This window comes from Brevundimonas sp., assembly GCF_036399195.1.
Lineage (GTDB): Bacteria > Pseudomonadota > Alphaproteobacteria > Caulobacterales > Caulobacteraceae > Brevundimonas.
Genome location: NZ_DASWNO010000163.1, coordinates 1 through 13866 on the forward strand (window position 1 = coordinate 1; position 13866 = coordinate 13866).

The following is a 13866-nucleotide window of genomic DNA, read 5'->3' on the forward strand; positions in this document are numbered from 1 at the left end:
AGAGCAGCGCGTGCCGGTCCAGGTGGCGTTTGAGCTCCGCGAACTCAGGCATGCGCTGTGGCAGGTCGGCGAGCGAGCCGTAGGAGGTGTAGCCGCGATAGCCGTGCTCGCGGCACCACGCGCGCCCGGCCTGGTCCTCGGCGGCCAGCATCCGGCAGGCGTCGGCGAGGGCGCTGTTGAAGTCGGAAAAGCCGGGGCCGGCGGCGAGGCTGGCTTCATAGACCTGGGTGACGAACAACGGGCGCAGGGACATGGGGCATCTCATACATCTCCCTCCCCCTCGTGGGGAGGGTGAGTCAGAGGATCACCACCCCAGCCCGGCCTCGCCGCGCAGGATCGCCTCGGCCTCCGGCGTGTGCTTCGCTCCGCCGCGCTCGTGCAGCACCAGCGGCGGCAGCAGGCGCAGCGGCGCCTTCCCGGTCCTGGTCGCCTGAACGAGCACGCGCTTGGCCGGTTCGTCGGCATGGGGGTGGACGCCGCGCACGGCGAAGGACCCGGCCTTCTCACCCAGCAGCGACAGCAGGTCCGGCAGCCGGTCGGCGCGGTGAATGAGTACGATCCGCCCGCCCTCGCGCACCGCCTTCAGCAGGAAACCCGTCCAGGCCGACAGTCCATCGTCCGCCATCCATGCGCCGCGTTTGCCCCGCCCCGGCTCCCTCAGCGCGCCCGGGTCGTCGAAGAACGGAGGATTGCTGACGGCCCAGTCGAACGGTTCAAGCCCCAGCGCGCGGAAGCCTGCGGCCACGTCGCCGGAGAGGATGTCCGCGTCGGCTACGTTCAGCCGCGCGTTCTCGCGCGCCAGATCCGCCATCGCGGCGTCCCGCTCCAGCCCGGTCAGCGCCACGCCCGGCCGCCGCGCTGCGATCTGCATCAGCACCGCTCCGGCGCCGCACCCCGCCTCGATCACCCGCTGGCCCGACTGGCAGTCGACCGCCGCCGCCAGCAGCGCCGCGTCCATGCCGGCGCGATAGCCTTTCGCCGGCTGACGCAGCCGGACGCGGCCGCCCAGCAGGGCGTTCTCGACGATCTCTGCAACTTCCGGCGGCGGGGCTGCGACGGTCACGCGGCTTGACCCTTCATGGCCCGATCACCATTGTGCGCCGCATCGCCGTCGAGCAAGACGGCGGCTGGATTTTCCGGCGCGATCCTCTCCCCCGCGCTCCCGAACGAGTATTCCGTTGGACGCTGTCACCGTCGCCGATCGCCGCTCGAAAGGTGACGTCGAACCCCTCGTGCGGCTGGCGCGCGACGACATGGCTGCCGTCGACGCCCTGATCGTCGCGCGGATGCAGTCGCAGGTGCCGGTCATTCCCCTGCTGGCGGACCATCTGGTCGCGGCGGGCGGCAAGCGTCTGCGGCCCTTGCTGACGGTGGCCGCCGCGCGCGCCGGACAGCCGTCCAACGCCGGAGGCGAGATCGACGCCGCCGTGAAGCTGGCCGCCGCGGTCGAGTTCATCCACACCGCCACCTTGCTGCACGACGACGTCGTCGACGGGTCGAACCTGCGGCGCGGCAAGACCGCCGCACACCTGATCTGGGGCGCGCCGTCCAGCGTGCTGGTCGGCGACTTCCTGTTCGCCCGCGCTTTCGAGCTGATGGTCGAGACCGGCCAGATGCGCGCCCTGGGCATCCTCGCCCGCGCCTCCAGCGTCATCGCCGAGGGCGAGGTGCTGCAGCTGACCCGCGCCCACGACCTCAATCTGGATCAGGAAACCTATCTCCGCATCATCTCGGCCAAGACCGCCGAGCTGTTCGCGGCCGCCGCCGAGTCGGGCGCGGTGGGGGCAGGGGCGGACGAAGCCTGTGTCCGGGCGCTGCGCGCCTACGGCCTGAACCTTGGCCTGGCCTTCCAGCTGGCGGACGACGCGCTCGACTACGGCGGCGTCTCGGAAGAACTGGGCAAGAACGCCGGCGACGACTTCCGTGAAGGCAAGGTCACCATGCCGCTGCTGCTCGCCGCCGCCCGCACGCGCGGCCGCGAGGACGCCTTCTGGGACCGCACCATCAACAAGGGCCAGCGCACCGAGGAAGACTTCCGCCGCGCGCGCGAACTGGTGGTCGGAACCGGCGCCGTCGTCACGACCCTCGACACCGCCCACGAATACGCCGACGCCGCCAAGGCGGCCCTGAAGGCTCTGCCGATCGGCGAGTGGCGGTCGGCGCTGGAACAGCTGGCGGATTTCGCGGTCAGCCGGGCGGCCTGAAGCCTAGCCGATCAGGATGGCCGCGGCGCCTCCGATAATCACGGCCGCACCGGCTCCGCGCCGAAGGCCGATCCGCTCCTTGAAGACCAGTGCGCCAATGACGACGGCGAAGGCGACGCTTGTCTCGCGCAACGCGGAGACGGCCCCTGCAGGCGCGAGGGCGAGGGCCCAAAGCGCGGCTCCGAACCCGATCAGCGAAACCAGACCGGCAGCCACGCCCTTTTCCCAGTCTGTCGCTACGGCCGCGGCGAGGCGGTCCCTCCGTACGGCCATCACGATCGGGGCAAGCAAAAGGCCCTCGAGCAGGAAAAACCATGCAATGAAGGTGATGGGGGCGTCTGCTTCGCGGACCGCATGGGCGTCCACCAGCGTATAGGCCGTCGTCAGCACGCCCGCCGCAATCGCGGCGATCAGGCCGTCGACCCGCAGGCCTCTCCGGGCCGCCATGAGCACCAGCCCGCAGGTGACCATCGCAATGCCGACGAAGCTCCACAGGCTCAGCCCGTCACCGAGAATGGCTACGCCCAACAGCGCGGTCATCACCGGCGCAACGCCTCTGGCCATTGGGAAGGCGAGGCTGAAATCCGCCGTATCGTACGCCCGGACCAGCACCAACTGGTAGATGACGTGCAATCCGGCGGAGAGCAGCAACCACGGCAAAAGCGCTGCTGGCGGCCAGCCAAGCCATATCACCGCGGGCAGTGCGACGGCGGCCTCGGTCACGCCGATCAGGAACCGTGTCGCAAGGCGGTCCGAGCCAGATTTGAGCAGGGCGTGCGCGACCGCCGTCGTCAGTCCCGCCGCCAGCGCCAGCGACAAACCGACGGCGACGGCGTTCAACCCGCTAGACCAAGCTGGCGCAGAACCGCTGGATCCTGCGGCAGGCCTCCTCCAGCACGTCCTCGGACGTCGCGTAGCTGATGCGGATATAGGGGCTGAGGCCGAAGGCGGAGCCTTGCACGACCGCCACGCCCTCGGCGTCCAGCAGAGCGCTGGTGAAGGCGTCGTCGCTGTCGATCACGACCCCCTCGGCCGTCCGCTTGCCGATCAGCCCCTCGATCGACGGATAGACGTAGAAGGCGCCCTCGGGCGTGGCGCAGCGGATGCCCGTCGCCTGGTTCAGCATCGACACCACCAGATCGCGCCGCGCTTCGAAATGCGTCGCCCGCTCGGCGATGAAGTCCTGCGGCCCGTTCAGCGCCTCGACGGCGGCCCACTGGCTGATGGACGAGGGGTTCGAAGTGGTCTGCCCCGCCACCTTGCGCATCAGGTCGATCAGCGGCTTGGGCCCGCCGCCGTAGCCGATGCGCCAGCCCGTCATCGCATAGGCCTTGGACACGCCGTTCACCGTCAGCGTCCGGTCGTAGAGGTCGGGCGCGACCTGGGCGATGGTCCGGTAGTCGAAGTCGCCGTAGATCAGGTGCTCGTACATGTCGTCGGTCATCACCCAGACCTGCGGGTGGCGGCGCAGCACCCCGGCCAGCGCCTCCAGCTCGATCCCCGTATAGGCCGCGCCCGTGGGGTTAGAGGGACTGTTGAGGATCAGCCACTTCGTCCGCGGCGTGATCGCCGCCTCAAGCGCCTCGGGCTTCAGCTTGAATCCGTCCGCCTCGTGCCCCACGACGGCGACCGGCTCGCCGCCCGCCAGCAGCACCATGTCGGGATAGGAGACCCAGTAGGGCGCGGGCACGATGACCTCGTCGCCCGGCGACAAGGTCGCCACGAGCGCGTTGTAGATCACCGTCTTGCCTCCGGGCGCGACGTGGATTTGGTCGGTGCGATAGGTCAGGCCGTTCTCGCGCGCGAATTTCGCCGCCACCGCCGCCTTCAGCTCCGGCAGGCCGTCCACGTCCGTGTATTTGGTCTCCCCCCGTCGGATTGCGGCGATGGCCGCCTCCTTGACGTTGTCCGGGGTGTCGAAGTCGGGCTCGCCCGCCCCCAGCCCCAGCACGTCGCGCCCCTCGCGCTTCAGCTCGCGCGCCCGCGCCGTCACCGCCAGGGTGGCCGACGGCTTCACGCGGGCGAGGGCGGCGGACTGCAGGTTGGACATGGCGACTCCAGAGCGGCTGCTTTCCTTACGCAGATGCCATGAGGTGATCAAACCGGGTGCGCTCGCGGACATGGGCACGGGGTGCTAATCCGCATCGATGTCGCGCATCCTCGACTTCGTCCTGAACATGGAAGGCCGGCGCTGGCGGGCGGCGCTGGCGACGGCGCTGCTGCTCGGGGCGACGGTCGGCCTGCTGATGCTCGGCAAGAGCCAGTTCGGCCTCGCGGCGGAGGAGAAGCTGGAGGCCTGGCTGCAGGGCTACGCCGGCAGCCCGTGGGCGCTCGCCGTGACGATGGTGCTGTTCGTCGCCGCGGCCTTCATCGGCGTGCCCCAGTTCATTCTGATCGCGGCCTGCGTCGTCGCCTTCGGACCGTGGTTCGGTTTTCTGTACAGCTGGGTCGCGACGATCGCGTCGGCGGGCGTGACCTACTGGCTGGGGCGCGGGCCCACGGCGCGGTTGGTGGACCGCTTCGGCGGCCGGACCATGACTCGCCTCAAGGGGTTCGTGGGCAAGAACGCCTTTTACGCCAGCTTCATGATCCGCAACGTGCCGTCGGCGCCCTTCATCGTCGTCAACATGGCGTTCGGCGCCGCGCGGGCCGGGTTCTTGCCTTTCCTGATTGGATGCGCGCTGGGCGTCCTTCCGAAGACGGCGCTGGTGGCTTTTTTCGGCGGCGCGGTGGTGTCGGCGGTCAGCGGAGACGGAGTCTGGACCTCGCTGATCCTGGCTGCCGTGGCGGTCGTCTGGCTGGCCCTGATGCTGGCCGTGCGGGAACTGGTGAAGCGTCGCGAACGGGCGGCCGGCGCCGATTAACCGACACAGTACTTGTTGCTGATCACGGTGCGGCCTATCTGGTTTCCGGACCATCCCTTGAAGGAGACGAACAATGCTGAAGCTTTACTATTCCCCCGGCGCCTGCGCCCTCGCCTCGCACATCGCGCTCGAGGAAGCCGGCGCGGACCACGAATTGGCGAAGATCGACCTGAAAGCGGGCGAGCAACGGACGCCCGAATACCTCGCGATCAATCCGGCCGGCGCGACACCGGCGCTGCAGACCGACGAAGGCGTACTGACCGAGAACGCGGTCATCATGGCCTATGTGGCCCAGGCCCATCCGCGGGCCGGCTTGGCCCCCGATCCGTCCAGCTTCGCCTTCAGCAAGATGCAGTCGCTGAACGGCTGGCTCGGCTCGAGCCTGCACCCCGCCCTGGGCCGGCTGATGTTCAGCCGTCCGCCGCTGGAAGGGGAGGCGAAGGACGCCGCCCTCGAGATGGCGCTCGGCAAGCTGGATGTCCTCGAGAATCATCTGTTCGTCGGCCCCTGGGCCACCGGCGGCGCCTACACGGTCGCGGACGGCTATGTCTCGGTCTTCACGCGCTGGAGCCGCCAGGCCGGGCTGCTGGATGCGGCCCGCTACCCGAATCTGAACCGGCATCTCGACGCGGTTCAGGCGCGCCCGGCCGTGCAGAGGGCGCTGGCGGCCGAGGGCATTCCAACCGTCTGAAGCTTGACTGACGGCAACGTGATGAGCCCGGGAGCGGACGGTCCGCTCCCGGCGCCGCCGCTTGTCCGCCGCGGGCCTTCAAAGGGGTTGTAATCCCCCCCGCACACGGGCAAACGGGCCGGAAGGTCGGCCAGGCGACAACGATCAGGATGCTGTGCGTATGGGGATGCGCGCGGCCGGGGCGTCGCTGAAGCGGACCGATACAGACCCAGCCCCCCGAGGTCGCCTTGGGGCCCGAATGAACGGTATCCCAAGCCCATGTTCTCCAGCATTTTCGGCGCGATCTCCAACGACATCGCAATCGACCTCGGCACCGCCAACACCCTGATCTACATGAAGGGCAAGGGCATTGTGCTCAACGAGCCGTCGGTGGTCGCGCTGCGGAACGTCGGCGGACGCAAGATCGTCCACGCCGTGGGCATAGAGGCCAAGCAGATGCTGGGCCGCACGCCGGGCCACATGGAAGCCATCCGCCCTATGCGGGACGGGGTCATCGCCGACTTTGAAGTCGCCGAAGAGATGATCAAACACTTCATCCGCAAGGTTCATAACCGCCGCGGCTTCGTGAACCCCAAGATCATCGTCTGCGTCCCCTCGGGCGCCACGGCGGTCGAGCGCCGCGCCATCAACGACAGTTGCCTGAACGCGGGCGCCCGCCGCGTCGGCCTGATCGACGAGCCGATGGCGGCCGCGATCGGCGCCGGCCTGCCGATCCACGAGCCGACCGGCTCCATGGTCGTCGACATCGGCGGCGGCACCACCGAGGTGGCCGTGCTATCGCTGTCGGGCATCGTCTATTCGCGCTCGGTGCGGGTTGGCGGCGACAAGATGGACGAGGCGATCATCTCCTACATGCGCCGCAACCATAACCTGCTGATTGGCGAGACCACCGCCGAGCGCATCAAGAAGGACATCGGCACGGCTCGGATTCCGGCCGATGGCGAAGGCCTGTCGATCGACGTCAAGGGCCGCGACCTGATGCAGGGCGTGCCTCGTGAGGTCCGCATCTCAGAGCGCCAAGCAGCCGAAGCCCTCGCCGAGCCGGTGACCCAGATCGTCGAGGCCGTGAAGGTCGCGCTGGAAGCCACGCCGCCGGAACTGGCCGCCGACATCGCCGACAAGGGCATCATGCTGACGGGCGGCGGCGCCCTGCTGCGCGGTCTGGACGTCGAGATCCGCGATCACACGGGCTTGCCCGTCTCGGTCGCCGACGATCCGCTGTCCTGCGTCGCCATCGGCTGCGGCCGCGTGCTGGAGCACCCGCGGTGGATGAAGGGCGTGCTCGACTCGGCCCTCTGAGGTCAGTCGAAACACCGCCTCAAATCCCTGTCATAGGGCCCTCGCAGCGGTTCCTTGCGGGCCGAGAATTGCGATAGGCTGTCATAGGTCGGCGGGGGGCGTCCCGCTGATTCCCTCTTTTCAGGAAGGCGCGCCGTGGCGTTTCGCGACGGACCGTTCGAGAATATCAAGGTGCCGCTGGTCTGGACCGCGGCCGTCGCGGTCGTGCTCGCCGCCATCGGCTGCATCCTGCTGCTGATCAGCGACGCCCGCGCTCAGACTTCGCCCTATCAACCCGTACGATCCGGGGCCGAGGCGGTCGCGGGGCCGGTCGGCGGCGTGCTCGCCGCGCCCGTGCGCTGGTTCGGCCAGGCCACTGGCTATGTCGGCGGCTACTTCTCCGCCATCTCCGAAAACCGGCGGTTGAAGCAGGAGATCGTCGAGCTTCGCGCCTGGCGCGACGACGCCATCGCCCTGAAGAACGTCAATCAGCGCTACGAGGCCATGCTGGGCATCCGACCGGAGCCGCCGGTGCCCATGCTGACGGCGCGGGCGATCCAGGACACGCGCGGGCCGTTCTCGCGGGCTCGTCTTATCGACACCGGCTCATCCAAGGGCGTCAAGGTTGGTAACCCCGTCATCAACGAGCACGGGCTGGTCGGCCGGGTCGCCGGCGTATCCGCCAATGTCAGCCGGGTTGTGCTGCTGACGGACGTGGCCAGCCGCACGCCCGTGCTGGTCGATCGCAGCGACGCCCGCGCCCTGCTGACTGGCGACGGCAGCGACAATCCACGGCTGGAGTTCGTGCGCGGCGTCGGCTCGGTGCAGGCGGGCGACCGCATTCTCTCTTCGGGCGACGGCGGCGCCTTCCCGCGCGGCGTGCCGATCGGCGTCGCCGCCAAGGGCGTCGACGGCTCGTGGCGGGTCAAGCTGTTCAGCGACCGGGGCGCGATCGACTACGTCCGCATCATGCTGTTCGAGGATTTCAGCCAGCTGATCGCGCCGGAACAGCTCAACTCGCCGCCGCTGGCCGCGCTTGGGACCCTGCGGGCGCCCACTCCGGCCGAAGCGGGCGCCATAGCGGACGCTGCTGCTCGCCGCGCCGCCGCCTCCACACCGCCCGCTTCGGCTGCGGCCCCGCCTCCGGCGGCGGCCGCCCCGCCGGCGGGAGGTGCGCGATGAGACGCCCGGTCGCGGTCCGTGTCGTCGGACCGATGCAGTGGATCGTCTATCCGGCCCTGATCACCGTCGCCGTGACCGTCCTGCTGGGGACGCCGGTCAGGCTGTTCGGCTTCGGGCTGCCCGAGCCCGTCATCCCCATGGTGCTTGCCTTCGCCTGGCCCTTGATCCGCCCGTCCATCGTGGCGCCGCTCGTCTTGACCGGTCTGGGCCTGGGTCTGGATGTGTTCGCCTATGGCCCCCTAGGTTTGTGGGCCCTGGCGTTGCTGGCGATCTACGCCGTGGTGCTGGCGTCGCGCAGCTTCCTTATCGGTCAGGAAACGGCGGTGCTGTTCGTCTGCTACGCGGCCTGCTGCATGATGGCCTTCATGCTGGTCTACTTCGTCCGCATGGCGATGGACGGCAATGGCGCGAGCCTCTTCGCGGTGGCGGGTCAGGTGATACCGACCCTGCTGCTGTTTCCCTTCGCCGCCCAGATGATCGAGCGGTTCGAGGACGGCGACGTGAGGTTCCGATGAGCTCCGAACCGTCGATCTTCTTTTCAGACGTAAACGAGCGGCAGGGCTCTTTCCTGCGCCGCACCTTCGTGCTCGGAGGCCTGACCGCCATCGGCGGCCTGGCTCTGACCGGGCGGCTGGCCCAGCTTCAGGTCGTACAGGCCGGGGAGTACGCCACCCTCGCCAGCAACAACCAATTCAACTACCGCCTCGTGCCCCCGCCGCGGGGCCGGGTTCTGGATCGCAACGGGGTGGTGATCGCCGGCAACCGCCCCAGCTTCCGCGTCCTGGTGGTGCGCGACGAGACCAAGGACCTCGACCAGACGCTCGACCTGCTGGGCCGGCTGCTCCCTGACACGATGGAGCGGCGGCGTTCGATCATCCGCGAGGTCAACGCCGCACCGCGCTTCTCGCCGGTGCCGGTCAAGAGCGACCTGACCTGGGACGAATTCGCCAAGGTCAACCTGTACGCCAACGAGCTGCCGGGCGTCATGGCTGACATGCACGAAGCCCGGTACTACCCGTTCGGGGGGTCGTTCGCGCACGTCATCGGCTATGTCGCCAAGCCCAACGAACGCGATATCGAAGCCATCCGCGAGAAGGGCGAGAAGGTCCCGGAAATCCTGTTCAACCCAGGCTTCCGCATTGGTCGCCAGGGCGTGGAGAAGGCGTTCGACACCCAGTTGCGGGGAGAGGCGGGCGGCAACCGCGTCGAAGTCGACGCGCGCGGCCGAGTTGTGGCCGAAGACATCGGCGGCTCCAGACCCGCCGTCCCCGGTCAGGAGATCGTCCTGACGCTGGACTCGGACGTCCAGAACCGGGCGCTTGAAGTGTTCGGCGAGGAAGCCGGATCGTGCGTCGTCATGGACGTCCGCAACGGCGACATCCTGTGCATGGTGTCGGCGCCCTCGTTCGATCCCAACCTCTTTGTCTCGGGCGTGCCTGGGCCGGTCTACCGGGCCTGGGCCGACTACGAGCGCCGGCCGCTGCTGGACAAGGCCATCACCGGCACCTTCGCGCCGGGCTCGACCTTCAAGCCGGTCACGGGCCTGGCGGCCCTGATGAAGGGCGCGAACCCCGACCGGCGCATCTCGTGCGGCGGCGCCTTCTATCTCGGCCGTCGCTTCGCCTGCCACGCCACCCACGGCTCCCAGGACATGCGCGAGGCGATCAAGAACTCCTGCAACGTCTACTTCATGACCCTGGCGGTCGAGGTCGGGCCGGACGCCATCGCCGATGTGGCGCGCACCATGGGCTTCGGCCAGACCTTCGACATCGGCATCGGGGGCCAGAAGCCGGGGCTCGTGCCCGACCGCGAGTGGCGGCGGCGCAATCCGGTGCGCGGCGACGGCAAGTGGTACCCGGGCGAGACGCCCAGCTACGGCATCGGGCAGGGCGCGCTGACGGTGAACGCCCTGCAACTGGCCGTCTACACCGCCCGCCTCGCCAACGGCCGGCAGGCGGTCATGCCGCGGCTGGTCAAGTCCATCGGCGGTCAGGAACAGCCGCCGGCGGGGAATGTCGTCAACCTGCCGTACGATCCGGACATGCTGGCCGTCCTGCGCGACGGCATGAACCGGGTGACCGATGTCGGCGGCACTGGCTTCCGCAACAGTCAGCTCGGCCTCGGCGCGGTGCGCATGGCGGGCAAGACCGGCACGGCGCAGGCCCGCAACTACGGCGCCGGCTCCCGCAAGGGGGCCGGTCGGCCCTGGGCCCAGAAGGACCACAACCTGTTCATCGCCTATGCGCCGATCGACAATCCTCGCTACGCCGTGTCGGTCATCGTCCAGCACGGCGGCATGGGCGGCGGCACGGCCGGGGCGCCCCGTGCGCGCGAGGTCATGAAGGTGGCGCTGCTGAAGGACCCCGAGATCCGCAGCCGCATCGAACAGGCAGGATTCACCGAGACGGAGGATCCCGGCGCCCACGAGGCCAATGAACTGGGCGCCGCCGCACCCGCCGCCGCAACCGCGGAGGGGCCTCAACCCGCCGCGCCGACGGAGCCGCCTCGATGACCGCGTCGGCCCTGACCCGGCCCGGAGAGCGCGACCGGCTGTCGACCAAGATCGCCGAGCTCGACTGGCGGCTGATCGGTCTGATCACCGTCATCGCCATGGTCGGCACGGCGATGCTCTATTCCATCGCGGGCGGCCACTGGCAGCCCTGGGCGATCAAGCACCTGATCCGCTTCGGCGCCTTGATGGTGGTCATGCTCGGCCTCGCGATGGTGCACCCCAAGTGGTGGTTCCGCGGCGCCTATCCGCTTTACGGCCTGTTGCTCGTGCTCGTGCTGATGATCGAGTTCACGCCGATGGGCTACACCGCCGGGGGAGCCAAGAACTGGCTCAACCTCGGCTTCACGCGCATCCAGCCGGCGGAGTTCATGAAGCTGGGGCTCGTTCTGGCGCTGGCGCGCTGGTACCACAATCACACCGCGCAGGACGCCAAATGGTCGTGGAAGCTGCTGGTGCCCGCCGGCATGATCGGCCTGCCGTTCATCCTCGTCGCCAAACAGCCGGACCTCGGCTCGGCCATGATCATCGGCTTGACGGGCGGGGCGATGATGGTGGTCGCCGGCCTTAGTTGGCGGGTCATCGCCACCGGGGCCCTGGCGGGAATCGTCACCGTGCCGCCGTTCGTGATGTTCGGCATGCACGAGTACCAGCGGAACCGGGTGCTGACGTTTCTCAGCCCCGAATCCGATCCGTCCGGCACCGGTTACAACATCATCCAGTCGAAGATCGCCCTCGGCTCTGGCGGCTTGCTGGGCAAGGGCTACGGCCTCGGCAGCCAGAGCCAGCTGGAGTTCCTGCCGGAGCGACACACCGACTTCATCTTCTCGACCGTGGCGGAAGAGTTCGGCTTCGTCGGCTCGTTCACCATGGTGGTCTGCTATATCGCCATCATTCTGATCTGCCTTCGGATCGCCTCTCTGGCCCACAGCCACTTCGGACGCATCGCGGCGGCGGGCATGACGGCCTTCTTCGCCCTGTTCGTCCTGATCAACGGGGCCATGGTCATGGGCCTCGCGCCGGTCGTAGGCGTGCCCATGCCGCTTCTGTCCTACGGCGGTTCGTCCATGATGACGGTGATGTTCGGCTTCGGACTGATCCTGTCCACGCGTGTGCACCGCTACGCCGAACTGCCCAGGGGGCAGGGGCTGCTCTAGCCGGTTCGCCGTCTGTCCTTTTCAGCGCTCCGTGCGTTACGGTCGGGCATGACCAAGAAAGCCCCCGCAGACGCGCCGGTCGTGGCGCCCGCCTCGATGTTCTCCGACTGTGGCGACGTTCCCTGTCCCGAGCCGGTCCTGCCCTCCGCGACGCCGGAACAGCAGGCGGCCCTGACCGACGGCGTCCGCATGCGCGAGAACCCGGCGGAATGGGCCTTCGTCCGCCTGTCCAAGCTGATCGAGGATTTCGAAAAGGGCCTCGACAAGGACGAGGAGGTCGGCGCCCGCATCGTCGGCCTGCCCGGCGACGGCACCATGGCGATCGAGGACGTCGGCTTCTGGGGCCCCGACTTCATCATGTTCCTGGGCAAGAACGCGGACGGCAAGCCGGTGCGCCTCATCCAGCACTATGGCCAGATCAACGTCCTGCTGGACGCGCGCAAGAAACCGGAGGGAGAGCGCCCCGCCCGCCGGATCGGGTTTCAGCTGTCCGAACTGGTCGAGAAGACGAATCCGAAGTGAGGCAGTAGGCAGCAGGCGGTTTGCGGTGCTGCTCTACGGCCGCGGTACTCCACTGCCTGCTGCCTAAAGGGCTGCCGCCCAGTCCGTGGCCCTCACCAGACTGTCCACGATGCCCGGCTCGCTCGAGGCGTGGCCCGCGTCCTTGACGATGTCGAGCGTCGCCTCGGGCCAGGCGCGGTGCAGGGACCAAGCGCTGGTGATTGGGGTGACGACATCGAATCGGCCCTGCGCGATCCAGCAGGGAATGTGGCGGATGCGGCCGATGTTCTTCAGAAGCCAGCCCTCTTCGGGGAAGAAGCCGCCGTTCATGAAGTACCAGCACTCGATGCGGGCGAAGGCCACGGCGAACTCGGGCTCGGCGAACTTCTCGGGGCGGGCGTCCGGCCCCTCGACGCTGACGGTCTCGCCCTCCCAGCTGGACCACGCCACCGCGCAGCGCTCACGCTCGGCCCGGTCGTCGCCGATCAGCCGCTTGTAGTAGGCGCCCATCAGGTCGTGGCGCTCGTCTTCCGGGATCGGCGCGACGAACCGCTCCCAGGCGTCAGGGAAGATGTTCGAGGCGCCGTCCTGATAGAACCAGTGCAGCTCGGGCTTGGTCAGCAGGAAGATGCCGCGCAGCAACAACGCCTGCACCCGGCCAGGGTGGGTGATGGCGTAGGCCATGGACAGGGTCGAGCCCCAACTTCCACCGAACACAACCCAGCGTTCGATTCCGAGCTGCTCGCGCAGGCGCTCGATGTCCTCGATCAGCGTCCAGGTCGTATTGTCCTCCAGCGAGGCGTTCGGCCGGCTCTTGCCGCAGCCGCGCTGATCGAACAGGACGATCCGGTACTTCGCCGGGTCGAAATAGCGCCGCATCCCGGGATTGACCGCGCCGCCCGGTCCGCCATGCAGCACCACCACGGGAAGGCCCTGCGGATTGCCGCATTCCTCGTAGTAGATTTCGTGCATTCCGCCGGTCGGCATGAAGCCGGTGGCGTAGGGCTCGATTTCCGGGAACAGGTCGCGGCGCGGCGTCAGGGGCACGGGGAAGGCCATAGGGAAATCGGGTCTCTTTCGTGCCTGTCAGGTGTTGACGGTTGTTGAGCGAAGCGCCGCGAACGCCACGGTCAGCCAGCCGAGTATCATGAGCAAGCCCCCAACCGGAGCCACGGCGCCCATGACCGTGAGATCGAGCAGGGCGATCGCCGTCAGCGCCGCCGCGAACACCAGTCCGCCCGCCGACGCCAGCCAGCCCGCGGTCCTCGCCGACCGGGTCGCTCCAGGCCAGATAGCACAGGTCACGGCCAGAAGCCCGTGCACCATCTGATACTGGCCGGCAGTCTGCAGCAGCGCCTCAGCCGGAGCCTCGGCTCCGTGCGCGGCGAAGGCGCCGATCACCACCGCCATCGCTCCGTTCAGGGCGCCGAACGCCGCAAGGCTGCGTGCTGTCATGACGTGAAGCTAGCCGACAGAAACC

Annotated in this window: 15 protein-coding genes; 9 read left to right on the top strand and 6 right to left on the bottom strand. The window is 68.6% G+C overall.

The window, feature by feature from the left end:
* Both VGB60_RS07550 and VGB60_RS07555 read right to left on the bottom strand, forming a co-directional pair.
* On the bottom strand, window positions 1-253 hold a 253-nt coding region (locus tag VGB60_RS07550), incomplete at its 3' end, for a TIGR02466 family protein (RefSeq protein ID WP_331037655.1).
* Window positions 254-304: 51 nt separating this feature from the next.
* A complete protein-coding gene (locus tag VGB60_RS07555; protein ID WP_331037656.1) occupies window positions 305-1063 on the bottom strand; it encodes a tRNA1(Val) (adenine(37)-N6)-methyltransferase in 759 nt (252 codons plus the stop codon).
* A gap of 115 nt (window positions 1064-1178) precedes the next feature.
* Between VGB60_RS07555 and VGB60_RS07560 the strand changes: the two genes are divergently transcribed.
* The gene (locus VGB60_RS07560) at window positions 1179-2204 is read left to right on the top strand and encodes a polyprenyl synthetase family protein (protein WP_414644489.1); all 1026 of its coding nucleotides are present in this window, start codon (window positions 1179-1181) and stop codon (window positions 2202-2204) included.
* A gap of 3 nt (window positions 2205-2207) precedes the next feature.
* On the opposite strand, the gene VGB60_RS07565 is transcribed toward VGB60_RS07560, so the two are convergent.
* Window positions 2208-3044 carry an EamA family transporter gene (locus VGB60_RS07565; RefSeq protein ID WP_331037657.1) on the bottom strand — a complete coding sequence of 279 codons (837 nt, stop codon included), beginning with the start codon at window positions 3042-3044 and terminating at the stop codon, window positions 2208-2210.
* A gap of 4 nt (window positions 3045-3048) precedes the next feature.
* A complete protein-coding gene (locus VGB60_RS07570) occupies window positions 3049-4254 on the bottom strand; it encodes a pyridoxal phosphate-dependent aminotransferase (RefSeq protein WP_331037658.1) in 1206 nt (401 codons plus the stop codon).
* 97 nt (window positions 4255-4351) lie between these two features.
* Between VGB60_RS07570 and VGB60_RS07575 the strand changes: the two genes are divergently transcribed.
* From VGB60_RS07575 to VGB60_RS07610, 8 genes are all read left to right on the top strand, one after another.
* Window positions 4352-5068 carry a TVP38/TMEM64 family protein gene (locus VGB60_RS07575; RefSeq protein ID WP_331037659.1) on the top strand — a complete coding sequence of 239 codons (717 nt, stop codon included), beginning with the start codon at window positions 4352-4354 and terminating at the stop codon, window positions 5066-5068.
* A gap of 73 nt (window positions 5069-5141) precedes the next feature.
* The gene (locus tag VGB60_RS07580) at window positions 5142-5759 is read left to right on the top strand and encodes a glutathione S-transferase family protein (RefSeq protein WP_331037660.1); all 618 of its coding nucleotides are present in this window, start codon (window positions 5142-5144) and stop codon (window positions 5757-5759) included.
* Window positions 5760-6017: 258 nt separating this feature from the next.
* Complete coding sequence (locus VGB60_RS07585) at window positions 6018-7058, top strand: rod shape-determining protein (protein ID WP_331037661.1); 1041 nt, start codon at window positions 6018-6020, stop codon at window positions 7056-7058.
* Between the two features lie 135 nt (window positions 7059-7193).
* Complete coding sequence (mreC, locus tag VGB60_RS07590; RefSeq protein ID WP_331037662.1) at window positions 7194-8219, top strand: rod shape-determining protein MreC; 1026 nt, start codon at window positions 7194-7196, stop codon at window positions 8217-8219.
* The gene (locus tag VGB60_RS07595; RefSeq protein ID WP_331037663.1) at window positions 8216-8734 is read left to right on the top strand and encodes a hypothetical protein; all 519 of its coding nucleotides are present in this window, start codon (window positions 8216-8218) and stop codon (window positions 8732-8734) included. Before mreC ends, VGB60_RS07595 begins: the two co-directional genes overlap by 4 nt.
* Window positions 8731-10731, top strand: a complete 2001-nt coding sequence (mrdA, locus tag VGB60_RS07600) for a penicillin-binding protein 2 (RefSeq protein WP_331037664.1) — start codon at window positions 8731-8733, stop codon at window positions 10729-10731. The genes VGB60_RS07595 and mrdA overlap by 4 nt, the downstream gene beginning before the upstream one ends.
* Window positions 10728-11885: a rod shape-determining protein RodA gene (gene rodA, locus VGB60_RS07605; RefSeq protein WP_331037665.1), complete on the top strand. Its 1158-nt coding sequence runs from the start codon at window positions 10728-10730 to the stop codon at window positions 11883-11885. Before mrdA ends, rodA begins: the two co-directional genes overlap by 4 nt.
* A gap of 48 nt (window positions 11886-11933) precedes the next feature.
* On the top strand, window positions 11934-12407 hold the full coding sequence (locus tag VGB60_RS07610; RefSeq protein WP_331037666.1) for a DUF6173 family protein: 474 nt from the start codon (window positions 11934-11936) through the stop codon (window positions 12405-12407).
* A gap of 63 nt (window positions 12408-12470) precedes the next feature.
* On the opposite strand, the gene pip is transcribed toward VGB60_RS07610, so the two are convergent.
* Window positions 12471-13445 carry a prolyl aminopeptidase gene (gene pip, locus VGB60_RS07615; RefSeq protein WP_331037667.1) on the bottom strand — a complete coding sequence of 325 codons (975 nt, stop codon included), beginning with the start codon at window positions 13443-13445 and terminating at the stop codon, window positions 12471-12473.
* A 27-nt stretch (window positions 13446-13472) separates the two neighbouring features.
* Complete coding sequence (locus tag VGB60_RS07620; protein WP_331037668.1) at window positions 13473-13841, bottom strand: DUF423 domain-containing protein; 369 nt, start codon at window positions 13839-13841, stop codon at window positions 13473-13475.
* Window positions 13842-13866 lie beyond the last annotated feature (25 nt).

Excerpts from the sequence above, each read along its gene's own strand:
- VGB60_RS07620 (WP_331037668.1), bottom strand. The coding sequence starts at position 13,841 with ATGACAGCACGCAGCCTTGCGGCGTTCGGCGCCCTGAACGGAGCGATG.
- pip (WP_331037667.1), bottom strand. The coding sequence starts at position 13,445 with ATGGCCTTCCCCGTGCCCCTGACGCCGCGCCGCGACCTGTTCCCGGAA.
- rodA (WP_331037665.1), top strand. The coding sequence starts at position 10,728 with ATGACCGCGTCGGCCCTGACCCGGCCCGGAGAGCGCGACCGGCTGTCG.
- VGB60_RS07580 (WP_331037660.1), top strand. The coding sequence starts at position 5,142 with ATGCTGAAGCTTTACTATTCCCCCGGCGCCTGCGCCCTCGCCTCGCAC.
- VGB60_RS07610 (WP_331037666.1), top strand. The coding sequence starts at position 11,934 with ATGACCAAGAAAGCCCCCGCAGACGCGCCGGTCGTGGCGCCCGCCTCG.
- VGB60_RS07570 (WP_331037658.1), bottom strand. The coding sequence starts at position 4,254 with ATGTCCAACCTGCAGTCCGCCGCCCTCGCCCGCGTGAAGCCGTCGGCC.
- VGB60_RS07595 (WP_331037663.1), top strand. The coding sequence starts at position 8,216 with ATGAGACGCCCGGTCGCGGTCCGTGTCGTCGGACCGATGCAGTGGATC.
- VGB60_RS07575 (WP_331037659.1), top strand. The coding sequence starts at position 4,352 with ATGTCGCGCATCCTCGACTTCGTCCTGAACATGGAAGGCCGGCGCTGG.
- mrdA (WP_331037664.1), top strand. The coding sequence starts at position 8,731 with ATGAGCTCCGAACCGTCGATCTTCTTTTCAGACGTAAACGAGCGGCAG.
- VGB60_RS07585 (WP_331037661.1), top strand. The coding sequence starts at position 6,018 with ATGTTCTCCAGCATTTTCGGCGCGATCTCCAACGACATCGCAATCGAC.